We start from the raw sequence: 17,036 nt of genomic DNA, 5'->3' as shown, positions 1-17,036 counted from the left end.
GCACGCGTGCCGGACCAGGCCTCGGCTAAGCGAGGATCAGGCCCGACGGCTCCTGGCGGAGCAACGGATGATCGCAGTCATCGTCTCTCTCCTGTGCGGCGGAGCGGAATGCTCGACGCCGGCGGCTACTAATCACATCGCGAGTGGTTTGACAATTGCGGTGGTGGAGGAGAGCGGCTGGCTGTGGCGGGCGCGACACGGCGTGATTGTCTTGGCGTCAGAACGACGCCAGGAACTCGCCGAGGAGATAGAGGATCTCAGTGGCGACCTGACAATCTTCGCGATAGTCAGTCGATGGCTCGCGGCGGCGGTCGGCGATGGGTCCGTGCCGCGAGGGGCCTATGCTCAGCCTGACGACATGCATGCTGATCATCGGCGCCGTCCGCGCCCTGTCCGGAAGGACCGATTGACGCGGCGCTGCAATTGGGCGATCCGGAACCATGTCCATGTCCGAGATCATGACCCTCAGCTCCAGCCGCGAACTCGTCGCAATCGTCGTCGCGCTCGGCATCGGTCTGCTGATCGGACTCGAGCGGGAACGACGGAAGGGCGAGGGGCCGGGACGATCGCCGGCGGGATTGCGGACCTTTGCCGTCGCGTCGCTCGCGGGCGCTATCAGCATGCTGATCGGCGGCAAGATGCTGCTCGCGGTCGTCACCGCCGGTGTCGTCGTCCTGACGGCCATCGCCTATTCGCGGTCCCGCAGCGATGATCCCGGACTGACGTCGGAGACGGCGCTGGTCCTGACGGTTCTGCTGGGGGGGCTCGCCACCGAGCACGCCGCTTTGGCAGCCGGAGTCGCGGTGATCCTGACGGTGCTGCTCGCCGCCCGGCCGGTGCTGCACGGCTTCGTGCGCTCGGTGCTGAGCGAAGGCGAGCTCAAGGATGGACTGATCTTTGCCGCAGCCACCCTGGTGGTGCTGCCGCTGCTTCCCGACCAGCCGATCGGTCCGTTCGGCGCGCTCAACCTGCGCTCGATCTGGATGCTGGTCGTGCTGATGATGGCGATCGGGGCGGCCGGGCATGTTGCGATGCGCCTGCTCGGCGCCCGCGGCGGACTCGCAGTGTCCGGCTTTGCCTCCGGCTTCGTCTCCAGTACGGCCACGATAGGAGCGATGGGCGCCCGCGCGCGGAAGCTGCCCGAGCTGGCCGGAGCCGCCGCGGCGGGCGCAACGCTGTCCACGCTTGCCACCATCGTGCAGCTCGCTGCGGTGCTGGCGGCAACCAGCGTGCCGGCATTCAAGGCGCTGCTGATCCCGCTATTATGTGCGGGCGGGGCGGCCGCGCTCTATGGCGCGGTCTTCACTGTCCTCGGCCTGCGGCAGACGGGCTCCGCGGACCTGGAGCTCGGACGCGCTTTCAGCCTGCCCGGGGCCTTGTTGCTGGCATTGACGATCTCCGTGGTGCTCGTGCTCTCCGCCGGTTTGCGCCAGGCCTTCGGCGAGGCCGGCCTCGTGGTGAGCGCCGCGGTGGCCGGCCTCGTCGACACGCATGCGCCGGCGGCGGCGACTGCCACGCTCGTCGCCTCCGGGAAGATCAGCACCGCCGAAGCGGTCATTCCGGTGCTCGCGGCGCTGACGGCGAACACCATCAGCAAGATCGTCGTGGCATGGACCAGCGGCGGCGGGTCATTCGCGGCGCGGCTGATACCGGGGCTGATTGTCGTCGTCGCCGCGGCCTGGGCCGGCGCGTTCGCCCCGATCCTCGCGCATGCTGTCTTCACGTATTGACGGGCCGCGGCCTGCGCGTGCGGGCCTCACATCGCCGACTAAGCGCTGCGCGGCAGCGGCTCGATAGCAGCGGCTCGACGCTGCACCAGCCAGCCGATCGCCTCGTCCTCTTTCATCGGCTTGCCATAGAGCCAGCCCTGACCGTAGGAGCAGCCGAGCATGCGCAGGCACTCCGCATCCGCCTCGCTCTCGACGCCCTCGGCGATGATGCGGTGGCCGAGCGGCAGGGCCACCGCGGTGATGGCGGCGACGAGCTGCTGATCCCTGCGATTGCCGGCGATGCCGTGGATGAAGGAGCGGTCGATCTTGATGGTGTCGATCTCGACCGCCATCAGGTTGGCGATCGAGGAATGGCCGACGCCGAAATCGTCGATGGCGAGGGCAAAGCCGTATTGATCGATCAGCTTCAGCTCGTCGGCGCAGCGCTTCGGGTCGAACATCGCCTCCTCGGTGACCTCGATCTCGATCCGCTTGGGATCGACCCCGTAGCGCTCCGACACCGTCTTGAGGGTCTGGGCCGGCGAGTGGATCGGGAACTCGCGCGGCGAGACGTTGATCGACACCCTGATCTGCGGCGCCTTCTTGCGGTCGAGCGCGCGCAGGAAGGCGCAGACCCGCTCGCCGACGAACTCCGTGAGCTGCGCGGACAGGCGCAACCGGATCGCCGCGGTGACGATGTCGGGCGGCGGGATCAGTCCCGCGCAGGCGTGGTTCCAGCGCAGCAGCGCCTCGAAGCCGATGATCTCCTGCGTGGCCATTGCGACCTGCGGCTGAAACTCGACATGCAATTCGCGCCGCGCCAGCGCGGCGGCGAGCTCAAAGTCAAGGCGGCGCTGCAATGTCAAAGCGGACTGCATCTGCGCGTCGAACACCCGCATGCAGGCCCGCCCATCCTCCTTGGCGCGATAGAGCGCGGCGTCGGCCCTGGCCGACAGTTCCTCCAGATCGATGGCGCCAGCGGCATGGGCCGCGATGCCGATCGAGCAGCTGACCGTCAAGGGCTGGCCCGCAATCAGGACCGGGCGCAGCAGCGCGCTCATCAGTCGTTCGCCCAGCGCCACTGCGCGACGGTCCGCGTTCGCACCCTGCAGCACCACGATGAACTCGTCGCCGCCCAATCGCACCGGCAGATCATCGGCGCCGCAGGCCGAGCACAGCAGCGCAGCCAATGTCTGCAGCACCCGGTCGCCGGCATCGTGGCCGCGGGTGTCGTTGATGGTCTTGAAGTTGTCGACGTCGAACAGCAGGAACGCGACCCCGGTTCCGGCCGCGCAGGCCGCGCCGGCCACACTGCGGAAGTGGCTGCGATTGGCCAGCCCGGTCAACGAGTCCATCCGCACCAGCCGCTCCAAGGCCTGGTTGGCGTCAGCGAGCGAGGCCGCCAGCGCGGTGGCCTCGAACGCGGTGTTCTGGCTGGTGGTGAAATTGCGTTCGCCGAGCAGCGCCGCGCGGAACAGCATGACGGTCAGGAAGACCACGTCGGCCGCGACGATGTAGCCGACGTCGCTGCCGGAGAGCAGCATGCGCAGAATGGTCGCAGCCATCACCGGGGCGCTGAAGGCGATCGCCATCGGCGAATAGGCGAGGCTCTGGATGATCGCGCCGGTGGTGGTGCCGGCCATGATGAAGACGACGTCGTTGACGTTCTGTGCGTGCGAGAACAGCGGCAAAGCGAGCGGCACCACTGACCAGAGCAGGCCGCTGGCAAGGGCCATCACGGTCAGGCTGCGCAGCACGGGCTGCGGATCCTGCGCGATGCGGCCCGAGGATTTGAGCCGCGAGACCCATCCGGCGCGCAGCACGGCGAAGGCGATCGCGGCGCCGAGCCACCAGAAGATCAGTGTGTTGCCTTCACGGAAATAGAACAGCAGCGCCAGCGAGGTCGCGATCGCCACGTTCGACAGCAGGGTCAGGAAGATGTTCTGCAGCGAGCTCGCGGCCTGGGCTTTCGCCAGCGCTGCCGCCTTGGGGTCGCTGGGTGCGGTCGGCATGCGCGGAACGGAAGGCCCTGCTGAATCGGTGATGGCGGAGGCCGTCCTGGCGACGGCCCATGCGGCAGTCGAAGAGCTTGCGGAAAGGGGACTAAGGCGGCGTTAATCCGCGATGAAATATGCAACCGGGCTGGAACCATCCCGGCAGCCCTGGGCCGGAAGGCCGGTGATGACGCCGCCTTGCGGCCGGCGGCGGCCCAGCCGGTCGGGGTGGGTCATGGCGGGCGCGGCCCAGCGGCTGAGGCTCCCGGCGTCGCGGATCGCATGACCGCGACACCCGCTGAGGTTGCTCATTCCCGAAGCTGCGGCTGCAGGCATGTGACCGTCCGCTGGGCAGTCGCCATCTGTCCGGAGCCGGTGCGACCCTGCGCGGCTGCATAATACCGACTTGGCATCAGCCTTGCTCGCGTCGATCCGGGGCTTCTGGCACAAGGATCGACCGCAATGGATTTGGGCGTCTTCATCCCGATCGGCAACAATGGCTGGCTGATCTCCACGGCCTCGCCGCAGTACAAGCCGACGTTCGAGCTCAACAAGCAGATCGTGCAGCGGGCGGAGCATTATGGTTTCGAGTTCGCCCTTTCGATGATCAAGCTGCGTGGGTTCGGCGGCAAGAGCGAGTTCTGGGACTACAATCTGGAAAGCTTCACGCTGATGGCGGGGCTGGCCGCGGTGACCTCGCGGATCAAGCTGTTCGCGTCCACCGCAGTGCTGACCCTGCCGCCGGCGATCGTCGCGCGCATGGCAACCACCATCGATTCCATCTCCGGCGGCCGCTTCGGCATCAATATCGTCTCCGGCTGGGCCAAGGCCGAGTATGAGCAGATGGGATTGTGGCCCGGCGACGACTATTTCGGCTACCGCTACGCCTATTCGACCGAGTATGTGCAGGTGATGCAGGAGCTGTGGCGGACGGGGGCCTCCGACTTCAAGGGCAAGTACTTCCAGATGACGGACTGCCACATGAAGCCGTTGCCGGCGCACAAGATCGAGATCGTGGCGGCGGGGCAGAGTCCGACCGGCATGGCCTTCGCCGCAACCTACGCCGACTACAATTTCGTGCTCGCCTCCGGCGTCAACACGCCGACCGCCCATGTCAAGCTCAACGAGCAGTTGCTCGATGCGGTCGCCAAGACCGGCCGCGACGTCGGCGCCTATGTCCTGTTCATGGTGATCGCGGACGAGACCGACGAGGCGGCCATGGCGAAGTGGCAGGCCTACAAGGACGGCACCGATGTCGATGCACTGGCCTGGATGGCTGACCAGGGCTCGAAGGACCAGTCGGCGGCGGGGTCCTCGACCGCCAAGACCATCAACCTGCCGGAGCAGGCGCTCAACTTCAACATGGGAACCATTGTCGGCTCCTATGCCACGGTGGCCAGGCTGCTCGACGAAGCCGCCAGCGTGCCGGGGACGAAAGGCTTGATGCTGACCTTCGACGATTTCGTCCAGGGCATTGAGAGCTTCGGCCAGCATGTCCAGCCGCTGATGACATCCCGCGCCGCGCGGCTGTTGCCGGCGGCGTGACCGCGCATGCGGCCGGCTCGCGATTGCATGCAAAGGCAAGCGTGGCGGCTTCGCCGCCGCGCCTGCCCGATAGCAATACAGGAGTGGATCTGCTCATGAGCTCCGACGCCACCGACAACTACAAGGGTGTCTATGAAAACCGCCTCGGCTTCGGCGGCCGTCCGGCCCTGATCCTGATCGATTTCGTACAGGCCTATTTCGAGCCGGGCTGCGACCTCTATGCCGATGTGGACGACGCGCTGGCTGCCGCGATCCGGGTGCGCAATGCCGCCCGCGCCGCCAGGGTTCCGGTGATCTACACCAATGTCGTCTATCATCAGCATGCCTTGAACGGCGGCCGCTTCTATCAAAAGGCGAAGCCGCTGCGGCACTTCCTGGCAGGGAGCCCGCTGGGCGCATGGCCCGCCGGCCTCGACGTCCGGGACGACGAGCTCGTCGTCTCCAAACAATATCCGAGCGCCTTTTTCGGTACCTCGCTCGCCTCGACGCTGACAAGCTGGGGCATCGACACCCTGATCATCACCGGCCTCACCACCAGCGGCTGCGTGAGGGCATCCTGCGTCGATGCCTGCAGCCACGGGTTCATCCCGGTCGTCGTCAGGGAGGCCTGCGGCGATCGTCATCAGGGCCCGCATGAGGCCAATCTGTTCGACATGAACGCGAAGTATGCCGATGTCGTCAGCGAGCAGGACGCGCTGGCCTACATCGCCGGCCTCGCCAAATGAGATGGGCCGCGCGCCGGTCGTCACTTCGACGTTGAAGCATCAAGCGAGGCTGTTACGCTCGCGACTGGATGGATCTCGAACGAGAGGGACGACGATGCCGGACCCAGCCCTGCGGCAGGCGCTCGCAACAGGCGATTTCATTGCGGCACCCGGAGTCTATGATCTCATCTCGGCATTGATCGCCGACCGCATGGGCTTCAATGCGCTTTACGTCACCGGCTACGGCACGGTCGCCTCGTCGCTCGGCCTGCCTGATGCCGGGCTTGCGACCTATTCGGAGATGCTCGATCGCATCGCCCGCATCGTGGCGATGACGAAGACGCCGGTGATCGCCGATGCCGATACCGGTTATGGAGGCCTCCTCAATGTCCGTCACACCGTGCGCGGCTACGAGAAAGCCGGTGTCACCGCGATCCAGCTCGAGGACCAGGAGTTTCCGAAGAAATGCGGGCACACGCCGCATCGCCGCGTCATTCCCACGGCGGACATGGTCCGCAAGATCAAGGTTGCTTCGGACGCGCGCAGCTCCGCCGATTTCCTGATCATCGCCCGCACCGATGCCCGCTCGGGCAAGGGGCTCGACGAGGCGATCAGCCGCGGCCGCGCCTATGCGGACGCCGGCGCCGACATCGTGTTCGTTGAATCCCCGGAAAGCGAGGTGGAGATGGCCGAGATCGGCCGCATGATCGACAAGCCGCTGCTCGCCAACATGGTGAATGGCGGCCGGACGCCAATGCTTTCGGCCGATCGGCTCAAGCAGCTCGGCTTCGCAGTCGCGATCTTTCCGGCGGTCGGCTTCCTGGCGACGGCGGAGGCGCTCACGCGTGCCTATGACGATCTGCGACGGCACGGGACCACGACGGAGGCGGTGCCGATGTTCTCCTTCGCCGAGTTCAACCGGCTGATCGGTTTCGAGGACGTGTGGGAGTTCGAGCGGCGCTATTCCGAGACGGAGTGAGGTGCCGGCGGGCGATCAGGGGATGACGTTGCGCATGAGCGACGCGCCATCCGGCAACGGCCGATGCCTTGCCTCAGCGCCGTGCACGCGCTGCGCCGTTGCAGCAAACCCGAGACGCCGCAGGGTACGACACCCGGACGAACCGCGCTGCTACGGATCGAGCTCGGTATCCCAATACAGATAATCGAGCCAGCTGTCGTGCAGGTAGTTCGGCGGAAACAGCCGGCCGTTGCGATGGAGCTGGTGGACGGTCGGCGCGTAGGGCGCCTGCTTGGGAAACATCTTGGCCTGCTGCGGCGTCAGATTGCCCTTCTTCAGGTTACAGGGCGAGCAGGCGGCGACGACGTTTTCCCAGGTGGTCTGGCCACCCTTGCTGCGCGGAATGACGTGGTCGAAGGTGAGGTCGTCGCCGGAGTGGCAGTATTGGCAGACGAAGCGGTCGCGCAGAAAGACGTTGAAGCGGGTGAAGGCCGGATGCGTCGTCGGTTTGACGAAGGATTTTAGCGAAACGACGCTTGGCAGCTGGATCTCAAAGGATGGACTTCGGATCGCCCTGTCGTAGTACTCGACAATGTTGACGCGATCGAGGAACACCGCCTTGATCGCGTCTTGCCACGACCAGAGAGACAGCGGGTAGTAACTCAGCGGCCGGAAGTCCGCGTTCAGCACCAACACCGGCCAACCGCCTTGCGAGACATGTGCGTTCAAGTAACGCTCCTGGCCTCCATAACGGCTGCGAAGCAGCATGCCCCCAGATACTACATGCAGCGTGACGGGATTGTGAAGCCCCAAGAATGGCTTGACTCCACTTCTCCCACGCTCCCAGCCTGATCCCCAAGTCGGTCGGAACGGTGGCGGAACCTCCCGTCGCTGCATTGCATGTCAGTTGCAAATCGGCGTTGCCGAGGGGCGTGAAACGACGCGGTCACGCCGGCATCCGCTGCAGCTTCTGCAGACAGCGGTGGGTCTGCACCTCGGCCGGCATCGGGCGGTCCGGAAAGCTGGTGCTCCAGTTGGTCACGCCGACTTCGCCGACATAGATGTCGCCGCGGCTGTCGATCGCCAGGCCGTGAGGAGCCAGGAAACGGCCGGTTTCAAGCCCGGGACCGTGTTCGCCCCCGAGGCGGGCGATGCGCGTTCCGCTCGCATCCGTGATCGTCAGGCGCGGGCCGAGATTGGGAACGTTGAGATTGACCGGCATGCCCGGACCGAGCTCACCAATGATGAAGGTCTTGCGCCTGAACCCGCAGGCGCACAGCGCGCAGGGCCGGTGAAGATTGTTCCACTGCGTCTCGTAGCGGCCATTGCCGTCAAACACCTGAATGCGGTGGTTCTCGCGGTCCGCCACATAGACGAAACCGTCGGCATCGGTCGCGATGTTGTGAACGATGTTGAACTGGCCGGGATCCGAGCCCGGTTCACCCCAGCTGCGGATCAGCCGGCCGTCGGGCGTGTATTTGTGGACCCGCGCGTTGCCGTAGCCGTCGGACACGTAGATCTCGCCGGACGGCGACAGCGCGGTGTGGGTGCAGCGGTTGAACGGCTCGCCGCTCATGAACGGAGCGGGGCGCTCCGGCAGCCCGATGGTCAGCAGCACCTTGCCCTCGGGCGTACATTTACGCACCGTATGGTCGCCATCATCGGTGCAGTACAGATTGTCATCGGCGTCGATCGACAGGCCATGCGCGCGGCGGAACAGGCCCTCACCCCAGCTCGTCAGAAAATTGCCGTCGCGATCGAACACGATCATCGGATGAGCGCCGCGGTTGAAGGCGTAGAGGCGATCCTTGCTGTCGACGGCAACGGAAGCGACGTCGCTCAGCGCCCAGCCGTCGGGCAGCTTCGCCCAGTCCTTCACGACGCGATAGATGTAGTCCCCGGTGCCGAGAATGGACATCGCCTGGCGCTCCCCCTGAAAGCTGAAGTCTCGCAAGGCTACACGGTTCTCCCGCAGGCGGACATCCGCTCAATCCGCCATCGTCAGCATATGCGCCTCGTGCGGCGGAACGCGGCCGTTCAATGTGTCGAGATAGACCCGCCGCACAGCCTCCGGCCCGCGTGCATCCGTGATCGTGAGCCAGCCATCGAGCCGCGGGGCAAAGTCGCGCCACGCCGCCCGGAGCCGGGTCTCGACGCCGCCCGGCCCCCACGCCTTGGCCCGCTTCCTGATCTGGTCCGGCGCGAAGAACCAGCTGGGCCGGGCGCCGGGAAGCGGCGTGGCGTCGTCGCTGCCGTCCTGATGCGTCAGGCCGACGCGGCCGGAATAGACGAGATTGTCGCCATAGTGCCGATGCAGCGCGGCGCGCAGGCCGGCATGGCCCGCCATGTCGACGAATGCCGCGCGCGTTGTCGCGTCGAGCGTGTCGACCGCGTCATAGGTCACCACCTCATCGTAGCAGCCGAGCGAGCGGACGAAGGCGGCGTTGGACGGCGAGGTCAGCCCGATCACGCGGATGCCCCGGCGTTGCGTATGCAGGAGGTGCGCGAGGCCGAAGGCGGTCTTGCTCGAGGCCGACGACAGGATCACGGTGGTCGCGCCGAAATGCATCTGCTCGGCCAGGAAGTCGTCGACCAGGAACGACAGCATGAACAGCGGCCGGAGCAGAGCCTGGTGGTCGCCTTGCCGGCCGGCGAAGGCCGCATCGCCGCCGATGCGCGCGTAAGCATTGTAGACCGGTGCGACGCCCTGGCGATGCGCGGCCGCGTCGCGCAGGCTGCGCTTGCTGATATCGGCGGCTTCGATGCAAAGATGCGTCGCCATCGGGAAGTAGCCGAACAAGCGCTCACCCTCGGCGACCGCCGGATTGCGGGACGCGATCACGTCGCCGAAGCCCCAGACCGGAATGATGCCGAAGCCGTCTGGCGCGGGAAACAGCTGCCAGTATTTCAGCTGCTCGCCGAGCAGCGCGTAAGTGATGTTGTTGGCGGTGAAGGCGAAGCGGTCGACCTTCACCAGCAGCGCATCGCTCGGCAGCGCGTCACGGTCAGGACGTTCCGTGCTGATTGTCCGGCAAGTCTCCAGATCCTGGCGTGCGACGATGAAGTCGTTCGATTGCATGATGGAACCTCGGCCGTTCATGGGCATCGCATGCCCGATCCTGGCCGGTATACATGACCATTTTGCAACCCCAACTTTGTTTCAAACGGCGTGCGCCGGCGTTGTTAGTTGGCCGGCGCGATGATGCCCTCCCGCTTCTTGAGCACGCGGTAATAGCTCCACCACAGATGCGCGGCCGCGCCGCGCAGCGGACGCCAGCCTTCCGCCAGCGGCATCATCTGCTTGGCGGTCGGGCGTGTTGCCAGGCCCAGCCCGACCTTCACCGCTTCCTGCACCGCCAGGTCGCCGGCCGGCCAGGCATCGCCATGGCCGAGGCAGAACAGCAGGTAGACGTCCGCCGTCCAGGGCCCGATGCCGGGCAGGGTGGTCAGCGTGGCGTGGGCCGCGTCGGCGTCCTCATTGGCGAGCACGTCGAGATTGAGCCGCCCGGCGCCGAGCTCGCGCGCGATGTGCTTGAGCGTCTTGATCTTGGCGGCGGAGAGGCCGAGCCGTCCCAGCCGGTCGGCGCGGGCGCGGCGGATCGCGTCGGGATCGAATGGGTCGAACGCCGCCTGCAGTCGGCCCCATATCGCCGCCGCGCTCGCGGTCGACAGTTGCTGGCCGCAGACGATGTGGGCGATGCCGGCAAAGCCCGGCTCCCGCCGCCGCAGCGCCGGCATGCCGGTTGCGGCCAGGATCGGCGCCAGCCGCTTGTCCTGCGTCACCAGCGTGCGGACCGCGTCCTCGAGGGCATCCTGGCTGTCGAGGTGCAGGGTCATGGGCTCTTGGGACTTTCTCCAGCGTCATGCGCGCGGGCTTGACCCGCGCATCCATCTCGGATCGAACCTTCCTACAAAGGATCATTGTCGGATCACGTCTGCTCAACTCCGGCAAGGACGATGTGACATGCCACCCGTTTTCCGATTTGCCCCCAGCCCGAACGGCTACCTGCATCTCGGCCATGCCTATTCGGCACTTTTGAACTTCCAGCGCGCGCAGGACGCCGGCGGCCGCTTCCTGCTGCGCATCGAGGACATCGACCCGACCCGCTGCCGGCCCGACTATGAGCAGGCGATCTACGAGGATCTTGCCTGGCTTGGCATCACCTGGGAGCTGCCGGTGCGGCGGCAGTCGGAGCATTTGCCGGAGTATCGCGCGGCGCTGGCGCGGCTGCAGGCCATGGGGCTCGTCTATCCGAGCTTCGAGAGCCGGGCCGAGATTGCCCGCCTGGTGGCGCAACGGGACGCCGACGGCGACTGGCCGCGTGATCCCGACGGCTCCCCGCTGTATCCGGGAGCGGCCAGGCAGCTGTCTGATGCTCAGCGTGCAGAGCTGATGGCGCGGGGCATGCCTTATGCGTTGCGGCTCGACATGGCGGCTGCGGTCGCGCGGGTGGGCGAGGTGAGCTGGGACGAGCTCGGCAGCGGGCCGGCCGGAGAGACCGGCGTCACAATTGCGCGGCCTGAGGCGTGGGGGGACGTGGTGCTCGCGCGCAAGGAGACGCCGACCAGCTATCACCTTTCCGTGGTGATCGACGATGCCCTGCAGGGGGTCTCCGAGGTCGTCCGCGGCCAGGATCTGTTTCAAGCCACCAGCGTCCATCGGCTGCTCCAGGCCTTGCTCGGCCTGCCTGCGCCGCTCTATCGCCATCACCAACTGATTCGCGATGGCGATGGCCACAAGCTGTCCAAGTCCAATCGCGCGACCGGATTGCGCGCTCTGCGCGCGGAAGGCGTATCATCGGCGGAAATCCGACACAGGATTGGCTTGGTGTAGCCGTTTCGGCTGCTTTGTCCGGTCTCTTCGCATGTTTCCGGCGGGGACAACCTCGGGCGGATCGTGACACCCGGGAACGACCGTGCCATGCTGACAAGCAGCGCGGGTAATCGGGAGCTTCAATCGAAAGCGGCACGAGAGACATGACAGTATAAGTGCCCCTTCGTTTCCGGAGTTCATGTCATAGGGGCCATGATGAAGCGCGTTCGGAAGATGAGTACGGGGCGTCGGGCCCGATCGGCTAAGCCGGCCGCGTCCAGGGCCGCCGGCGCGTCCGCGACGCGCGGCGGAAAGGCGCCCTCCACGGCAGAACAGTCCCGCGCGTCAGCCGGCAAGACGACGGCGGCTAAAGAGCGCGCCAAAGCGCGGCCTTTGAAGAAGCGGGTTCCTCAGGTCACGGCGATGGCTGGGGTCGATCGGAACGTGGCCAAAACTGGATCCACCAAGTCGGGGTCCACCAAGTCTGGATCGGCCAAGCCGGTGCTGAAGGCCGCCGCAACAGCAACGCCGGCCGCGGGGGTCGTCGAAGCCGCCTTGGCGGTCTTCGCGCACGAGGTCCGGACGCCACTCACTGGCATTCTCGCCATCAGCGATCTGCTCGCCACCTCCGAACTCGGCGAGCGTGAGCGGCGCTGGGTCGATACGATCAAGGCCGGCGCCGAGCATTTGTCGAGTCTGGCCACCTTGTTCGTGGACGCCGCCAAGGACGAGACCACCGGCGCGTCGCTGCGGGAGGATCTGTTCGATCTGCGCGTGCTGGCCCGCGCCGCCGGCGACTCGCTGTCGGGGCGCGCTGCCGCCAAGGGGTTGGAGGCGCGCGTCGACGTGTCCGACGCGCTGCCAGGGCTGGTGATCGGTGATCCCGTACGGCTGCGCGCGGCGCTGGAAAACCTGATCGACAATGCCGTGAAGTTCACGGAGCAGGGGGGCGTCGCGCTCGAGATCGCCCTGGCCAAGGCGGCCGGCGGCAAGCCGGCGAGGCGCGCCGCCAAAGGCAAGGTTGCGGTCGCCTTCCGCGTCTCGGACTCCGGCATCGGCCTGACCCTGCAGGAGATCAAGCGGCTGTTCCGGCCGTTCAGCCAGGCCAATGTCACCATCGCCTCGCGCTTTGGCGGGGCCGGCCTCGGCCTGTCGTCGGTCCGGCAACTGGCGCGGGCCATGGGAGGCGACGTGGTCGTGACGCCGCATGAGGGGGGCGGCACGACGTTCACGCTGACGGTCACGCTGCTGGTCGCCGCGGCCCCGCATACGACGATGGGCGAAGGCGAGGACGGCGTCACCTTGGCGCCGGCGCGACCGTTGCGGATCCTCGGGGTCGAGGACAACCCGTTCGGTCGCGTGGTGCTCAACACCATCCTCAATGAGCTCGGCCATCAGGCCGAGTTCATCGGACGCGGTGAGGCTGCGCCGGAGCGGATCGCGGCAGGAAGCTACGATGCGGTGCTGATGGACATGGTGCTGCCGGGGATCAACGGCATCGAGACGGTCGCGCGGATCCGCGCCCTCGGCGCCCCGCATGGCGACATCCCGATCATCGGCGTGTCCGGCCGCGGCGAGGATGAGGCTGCCTCGCGCGCTGCCGGTGCCGATGCGTTCCTGCTCAAGCCCGTTTCGCCGCGGGCTCTAGCGACTGCGCTTCTTGAAGTGACACACCGCGCGGCAGCCGCGACTTGATGATCGATGCGTTCAGTTCGCCGCCATACACGAAGATCGCGGCGATGAAATAGAGGAACACGAGTGCGATGATCACGGAGGCGAGCCCCGCATACATCGTCACGTAATTGTTGGCGAACCGCGCCAGATACTGGCCGAACACGATGCCCGACACCAGCGAGGCGATGAAGGTGAAGACGATGCCCGGCATGATCTGCATGAAGCTGCGGCGTCCCGCCGGCAGCCAGGCATGCAGGATGAACAGGGCGACGATCAGGGCGCTGATGGTGATGCCGTAGCGCGAAAGGTTGACGAAGCGCTCATTGGCTTCGACCGCGAGCGGCAGATAGCGCCGCGCCGTGGCTAACACCAGCGGGCCCAGCACGATCAGGAACGACATCGCCAGCGCCGTGAAGGCCGCGACCAGCGTATAACCAATCGATTCCAGCCGCAGCCAATACCAGCGGCGCTGCTCGATGACGCCATAGGCGCGGTTGAGCGCGACCCGCAACGCTTCGACGCCGTTCGAGGCAAAGTAGACCGCGAGCACGGCGCCGATGGTCAGCGCGTCGGTCCGGGTCGTGGTCAACACGTCGTGGATCTCGCCGGTCAGCGCATCCGCGACCTGGGCTGGCCAGGTTTCCAACATCAAGGTGGCGGCCTGATCGGCGAGCTCCTTGGAGCCGAGGAAGCCGGCGAGAGAGGTCAGGACGATCAGGAACGGAAACAGCGCCATCAGCGTGGACAGCGCGATATGGCTCGCGATCGCCCAGCCGTCATCGGCGAGGAACGTGTAGAACGCATCCATGACCACGTGGAAGATGTAGCGAAGCGCCTTCACCTGTCCCTGCACTCCGCGAAAACAACCGGTCCTCTACAATCCAATAATACGGGCGCAAAAGCCAGAAGTTGCAGCAGCCGGCATCCGATCCGCCATGGCGCTCCCAGCCGCGCGGTGTTATCTAGCCCCAATGGCTTCACTCCTCGGTAAATTCATCCTTCCTATCGCCATCGGCGCAGTCGCCTTGGTGCTGTTTCTCGGCCTCGTCAATATGACGCGCGGCGGTTCGCCGAATTTGTCGCAGAAGCTCATGCGCTGGCGGGTGATCCTGCAGTTCGTTGCGGTCGTCATTGCAATGGCGGCCATTTGGGCCATGGGACGTTGATGGGACGTTGAGAACAACATGGTAGTCCTTAATCGCATCTACACGCGCACCGGTGACGACGGCACGACCGCGCTTGGCAATGGTGAGCGCCGTCCCAAATATGATCTGCGCGTCTCGGCCTATGGAACCGTCGACGAGACCAACGCCGCCATTGGCGTCGCCCGGCTCCATCTCGGCGAAGCGCCCGAGATCGACGCGATGCTGGGGCTGATCCAGAACGATCTGTTCGACCTCGGTGCGGACCTGGCGGTGCCGCAGCGCGAGGGCAAGGCGGAGCGGCTGCGCGTCGTCGCCAGCCAGGTCGACCGGCTGGAGCGCGACATCGATGCGCTCAACGAGCGCCTCTCGCCCTTGACCTCGTTCGTGCTCCCGGGCGGAACCTCGGCGGCGGCGCATCTGCACGTCGCCCGTACCATTTGCCGCAGGGCGGAACGAATGATCGCGGAACTCGCGGGGAGGCCGGACGAGCCCGTCAGCGAGGCCGCCATCCGCTATATGAACCGGCTGTCGGATTTCCTGTTCGTGGCCAGCCGCGCCGCGAACCGCAACGGCGCGGGTGACGTATTGTGGGTGCCAGGGCAGAACCGTTAACCCGGCGGCGTGCGAGGTTGCTTTTTTCACCCCTCGCGCGTTGACCGGGGGGTACGGGCGCTTTAGGTTCCGCGCCCGAAAGGTCAACCCCGGACAAATTAGAGCGAAAGAGGATCGATGAAGGTTCTGGTGCCGGTCAAGCGGGTGGTCGATTACAACGTCAAGGTCCGCGTCAAGAGCGACGGATCGGGCGTTGAGCTCGCCAACGTCAAGATGTCGATGAATCCGTTCGACGAGATCGCCGTCGAGGAAGCGCTGCGGCTGAAGGAAGCCGGCAAGGCGACCGAGGTGGTGGTGGTCTCGATTGGGCCCGCGCAGGCCTCCGAGACGATCCGCACGGCGCTGGCGATGGGCGCCGATCGCGGCATCCTGGTCAAGGCCGAGGGCAATGTGGAACCGCTGGCGGTGGCCAAGATCCTCAAATCGGTCGCCCAGGAGGAACAGCCCGGACTGATCATCCTCGGCAAGCAGGCGATCGACGACGATTCGAACCAGACCGGCCAGATGCTGGCGGCGCTGCTCGGCTGGGCGCAGGCGACCTTCGCCTCCAAGCTCGAGGTCGACGGCTCGGACTTCAAGGTCACCCGCGAGGTCGATGGCGGCCTGCAGACCGTGAAGCTCAAGGGACCGGCGATCGTCACCACCGATCTGCGCCTCAATGAGCCGCGCTACGCCTCGCTGCCGAACATCATGAAGGCGAAGAAGAAGCCGATCGCCGAGAAGACCGCCGCCGATACCGGCGTCGATCTCACGCCGCGTCTCGAGGTCCTCAAGACCACCGAGCCGGCAGGCCGCAAGGCCGGCGTCAAGGTCAAGGACGTCGCCGAGCTCGTCAACAAACTCAAGACCGAGGCGGGGGTGCTCTGATGGCCACGCTGCTGATTGCCGAACACGACAATGCCGGGATCAAGGACGCGACCAACAAGGCGCTGACGGCGGCCACAGCCCTCGGCGCCGATGTCGACGTGCTGGTCGCGGGCCAGGGCGCCAAGGGTGCTGCGGAAGCTGCCGCCAAGCTCGCCGGCGTCAAGAAGGTGCTGCTGGCCGATGACGCGGCCTATGCGCATGATCTCGCCGAGCCGCTCGCCGACCTCGTCGTCAAGCTCGCCGCGACCTACGATGCGATCGTCGCGCCCGCGACCTCGCGCTTCAAGAACGTGATGCCGCGCATCGCCGCTCTGCTCGACGTGATGCAGGTGTCGGAGATCATCAAGGTCGTCGCGCCCGACACGTTCGAGCGGCCGATCTATGCTGGCAACGCGATCCAGACCGTGAAGTCGAAGGACGCCAAGAAGGTCATCACCGTGCGCACCTCGACCTTCGCCGCTGCCGGCGAGGGTGGCAGCGCGTCGGTCGAGACCGTCGCGGCGGCCGGCGATCCGGCGCTGTCGAGCTTCCTCGGCGAGGAGGTCGCCAAGAGCGACCGGCCCGAGCTGACCTCAGCCAAGATCATCGTCTCCGGCGGCCGCGCGATGCAGAGCCGCGAGAACTTCGCCAAATACATCGAGCCGCTCGCCGACAAGCTCGGCGCCGGCGTCGGCGCCTCGCGCGCCGCGGTCGATGCCGGCTATGCGCCGAACGATTGGCAGGTCGGCCAGACCGGCAAGGTCGTGGCTCCGGAGCTGTATGTGGCCGTCGGCATTTCCGGCGCGATCCAGCATCTCGCCGGCATGAAGGACTCCAAGGTGATCGTCGCCATCAACAAGGATGAAGATGCGCCGATCTTCCAGGTGGCCGATTATGGCCTGGTGGCGGACCTCTACCAGGCGGTTCCCGAACTGACCGACGCGCTCGGCAAGCTCGGTAAGTAACGCTTGTGACACCGGCCGCATGGGACCTCGGCGGCCGGTGTTCTCACTTCTAGGGCATGGACGGACGCAGA

The 17,036-nt window shown here is 66.3% G+C and carries 17 protein-coding genes; 10 read left to right on the top strand and 7 right to left on the bottom strand.

Translation table 11 applies throughout. The features are described 5' to 3' along the window. Positions 1-217: 217 nt before the first annotated feature. Entirely contained in the window at positions 218-373 is a 156-nt protein-coding gene (locus HL671_RS29995; protein WP_172241329.1) for a hypothetical protein, read from the bottom strand. A gap of 67 nt (positions 374-440) precedes the next feature. Between HL671_RS29995 and HL671_RS29990 the strand changes: the two genes are divergently transcribed. After that, positions 441-1,730 carry an MgtC/SapB family protein gene (locus tag HL671_RS29990; protein ID WP_172241326.1) on the top strand — a complete coding sequence of 430 codons (1,290 nt, stop codon included), beginning with the start codon at positions 441-443 and terminating at the stop codon, positions 1,728-1,730. 38 nt (positions 1,731-1,768) lie between these two features. On the opposite strand, the gene HL671_RS29985 is transcribed toward HL671_RS29990, so the two are convergent. Continuing rightward, positions 1,769-3,721: a putative bifunctional diguanylate cyclase/phosphodiesterase gene (locus tag HL671_RS29985; RefSeq protein ID WP_172241323.1), complete on the bottom strand. Its 1,953-nt coding sequence runs from the start codon at positions 3,719-3,721 to the stop codon at positions 1,769-1,771. A gap of 444 nt (positions 3,722-4,165) precedes the next feature. Here HL671_RS29985 and rutA point away from each other — a divergent pair, with 444 nt between their 5' ends. The 3 genes from rutA (at position 4,166) to HL671_RS29970 (ending at position 6,931) form a co-directional block, all read left to right on the top strand. Continuing rightward, positions 4,166-5,248, top strand: a complete 1,083-nt coding sequence (rutA, locus tag HL671_RS29980; RefSeq protein WP_172241320.1) for a pyrimidine utilization protein A — start codon at positions 4,166-4,168, stop codon at positions 5,246-5,248. A gap of 95 nt (positions 5,249-5,343) precedes the next feature. After that, a complete protein-coding gene (locus HL671_RS29975; RefSeq protein WP_172241317.1) occupies positions 5,344-5,973 on the top strand; it encodes an isochorismatase family protein in 630 nt (209 codons plus the stop codon). 94 nt (positions 5,974-6,067) lie between these two features. Beyond that, the gene (locus tag HL671_RS29970) at positions 6,068-6,931 is read left to right on the top strand and encodes an isocitrate lyase/PEP mutase family protein (protein ID WP_172241314.1); all 864 of its coding nucleotides are present in this window, start codon (positions 6,068-6,070) and stop codon (positions 6,929-6,931) included. Positions 6,932-7,081: 150 nt separating this feature from the next. Here the strand turns inward: HL671_RS29970 and HL671_RS29965 are convergent, their stop codons facing one another. The 4 genes from HL671_RS29965 to HL671_RS29950 form a co-directional block, all read right to left on the bottom strand. After that, positions 7,082-7,639 carry an HNH endonuclease gene (locus HL671_RS29965; protein WP_012029992.1) on the bottom strand — a complete coding sequence of 186 codons (558 nt, stop codon included), beginning with the start codon at positions 7,637-7,639 and terminating at the stop codon, positions 7,082-7,084. A 217-nt stretch (positions 7,640-7,856) separates the two neighbouring features. After that, on the bottom strand, positions 7,857-8,828 hold the full coding sequence (locus tag HL671_RS29960) for a peptidyl-alpha-hydroxyglycine alpha-amidating lyase family protein (RefSeq protein WP_172241311.1): 972 nt from the start codon (positions 8,826-8,828) through the stop codon (positions 7,857-7,859). A 69-nt stretch (positions 8,829-8,897) separates the two neighbouring features. Further along, the gene (locus tag HL671_RS29955; protein ID WP_172241308.1) at positions 8,898-9,989 is read right to left on the bottom strand and encodes a DUF2855 family protein; all 1,092 of its coding nucleotides are present in this window, start codon (positions 9,987-9,989) and stop codon (positions 8,898-8,900) included. 104 nt (positions 9,990-10,093) lie between these two features. Then, a complete protein-coding gene (locus HL671_RS29950) occupies positions 10,094-10,747 on the bottom strand; it encodes a DNA-3-methyladenine glycosylase family protein (protein ID WP_172241305.1) in 654 nt (217 codons plus the stop codon). Between the two features lie 127 nt (positions 10,748-10,874). On the opposite strand from HL671_RS29950, the gene gluQRS reads away from it, so the two are divergent. Then, positions 10,875-11,744 carry a tRNA glutamyl-Q(34) synthetase GluQRS gene (gene gluQRS / locus HL671_RS29945; protein WP_172241302.1) on the top strand — a complete coding sequence of 290 codons (870 nt, stop codon included), beginning with the start codon at positions 10,875-10,877 and terminating at the stop codon, positions 11,742-11,744. Between the two features lie 402 nt (positions 11,745-12,146). Beyond that, entirely contained in the window at positions 12,147-13,418 is a 1,272-nt protein-coding gene (locus HL671_RS29940) for an ATP-binding protein (protein ID WP_244424364.1), read from the top strand. Here HL671_RS29940 and HL671_RS29935 read toward each other — a convergent pair. Further along, positions 13,345-14,238, bottom strand: a complete 894-nt coding sequence (locus HL671_RS29935; protein WP_041751257.1) for a YihY/virulence factor BrkB family protein — start codon at positions 14,236-14,238, stop codon at positions 13,345-13,347. The genes HL671_RS29940 and HL671_RS29935 overlap by 74 nt on opposite strands. 130 nt (positions 14,239-14,368) lie before the next feature. Between HL671_RS29935 and HL671_RS29930 the strand changes: the two genes are divergently transcribed. The 4 genes from HL671_RS29930 (at position 14,369) to HL671_RS29915 (ending at position 16,965) form a co-directional block, all read left to right on the top strand. Beyond that, positions 14,369-14,563, top strand: a complete 195-nt coding sequence (locus tag HL671_RS29930; protein WP_012041433.1) for a twin transmembrane helix small protein — start codon at positions 14,369-14,371, stop codon at positions 14,561-14,563. Between the two features lie 18 nt (positions 14,564-14,581). After that, positions 14,582-15,154: a cob(I)yrinic acid a,c-diamide adenosyltransferase gene (locus HL671_RS29925; RefSeq protein ID WP_172241299.1), complete on the top strand. Its 573-nt coding sequence runs from the start codon at positions 14,582-14,584 to the stop codon at positions 15,152-15,154. 117 nt (positions 15,155-15,271) lie between these two features. Further along, positions 15,272-16,021, top strand: coding sequence for an electron transfer flavoprotein subunit beta/FixA family protein (locus HL671_RS29920; protein ID WP_172241296.1), 750 nt, complete (start codon positions 15,272-15,274; stop codon positions 16,019-16,021). Beyond that, on the top strand, positions 16,021-16,965 hold the full coding sequence (locus HL671_RS29915; RefSeq protein ID WP_012041436.1) for an electron transfer flavoprotein subunit alpha/FixB family protein: 945 nt from the start codon (positions 16,021-16,023) through the stop codon (positions 16,963-16,965). The genes HL671_RS29920 and HL671_RS29915 overlap by 1 nt, the downstream gene beginning before the upstream one ends. Positions 16,966-17,036: the final 71 nt, after the last annotated feature.

It is taken from the genome of Bradyrhizobium denitrificans (genome assembly GCF_013179005.1).
GTDB lineage: Bacteria > Pseudomonadota > Alphaproteobacteria > Rhizobiales > Xanthobacteraceae > Bradyrhizobium > Bradyrhizobium denitrificans.
This window is presented reverse-complemented; position numbering and strand designations above follow the sequence as displayed.

Coding starts and splice junctions, on each gene's coding strand:
- HL671_RS29995 (WP_172241329.1), bottom strand. CDS start 373: ATGATCAGCATGCATGTCGTCAGGCTGAGCATAGGCCCCTCGCGGCAC.
- HL671_RS29990 (WP_172241326.1), top strand. CDS start 441: ATGTCCATGTCCGAGATCATGACCCTCAGCTCCAGCCGCGAACTCGTC.
- HL671_RS29985 (WP_172241323.1), bottom strand. CDS start 3,721: ATGCCGACCGCACCCAGCGACCCCAAGGCGGCAGCGCTGGCGAAAGCC.
- rutA (WP_172241320.1), top strand. CDS start 4,166: ATGGATTTGGGCGTCTTCATCCCGATCGGCAACAATGGCTGGCTGATC.
- HL671_RS29975 (WP_172241317.1), top strand. CDS start 5,344: ATGAGCTCCGACGCCACCGACAACTACAAGGGTGTCTATGAAAACCGC.
- HL671_RS29970 (WP_172241314.1), top strand. CDS start 6,068: ATGCCGGACCCAGCCCTGCGGCAGGCGCTCGCAACAGGCGATTTCATT.
- HL671_RS29960 (WP_172241311.1), bottom strand. CDS start 8,828: ATGTCCATTCTCGGCACCGGGGACTACATCTATCGCGTCGTGAAGGAC.
- HL671_RS29955 (WP_172241308.1), bottom strand. CDS start 9,989: ATGCAATCGAACGACTTCATCGTCGCACGCCAGGATCTGGAGACTTGC.
- HL671_RS29950 (WP_172241305.1), bottom strand. CDS start 10,747: ATGACCCTGCACCTCGACAGCCAGGATGCCCTCGAGGACGCGGTCCGC.
- gluQRS (WP_172241302.1), top strand. CDS start 10,875: ATGCCACCCGTTTTCCGATTTGCCCCCAGCCCGAACGGCTACCTGCAT.
- HL671_RS29940 (WP_244424364.1), top strand. CDS start 12,147: ATGGCTGGGGTCGATCGGAACGTGGCCAAAACTGGATCCACCAAGTCG.
- HL671_RS29930 (WP_012041433.1), top strand. CDS start 14,369: ATGGCTTCACTCCTCGGTAAATTCATCCTTCCTATCGCCATCGGCGCA.
- HL671_RS29925 (WP_172241299.1), top strand. CDS start 14,582: ATGGTAGTCCTTAATCGCATCTACACGCGCACCGGTGACGACGGCACG.
- HL671_RS29920 (WP_172241296.1), top strand. CDS start 15,272: ATGAAGGTTCTGGTGCCGGTCAAGCGGGTGGTCGATTACAACGTCAAG.
- HL671_RS29915 (WP_012041436.1), top strand. CDS start 16,021: ATGGCCACGCTGCTGATTGCCGAACACGACAATGCCGGGATCAAGGAC.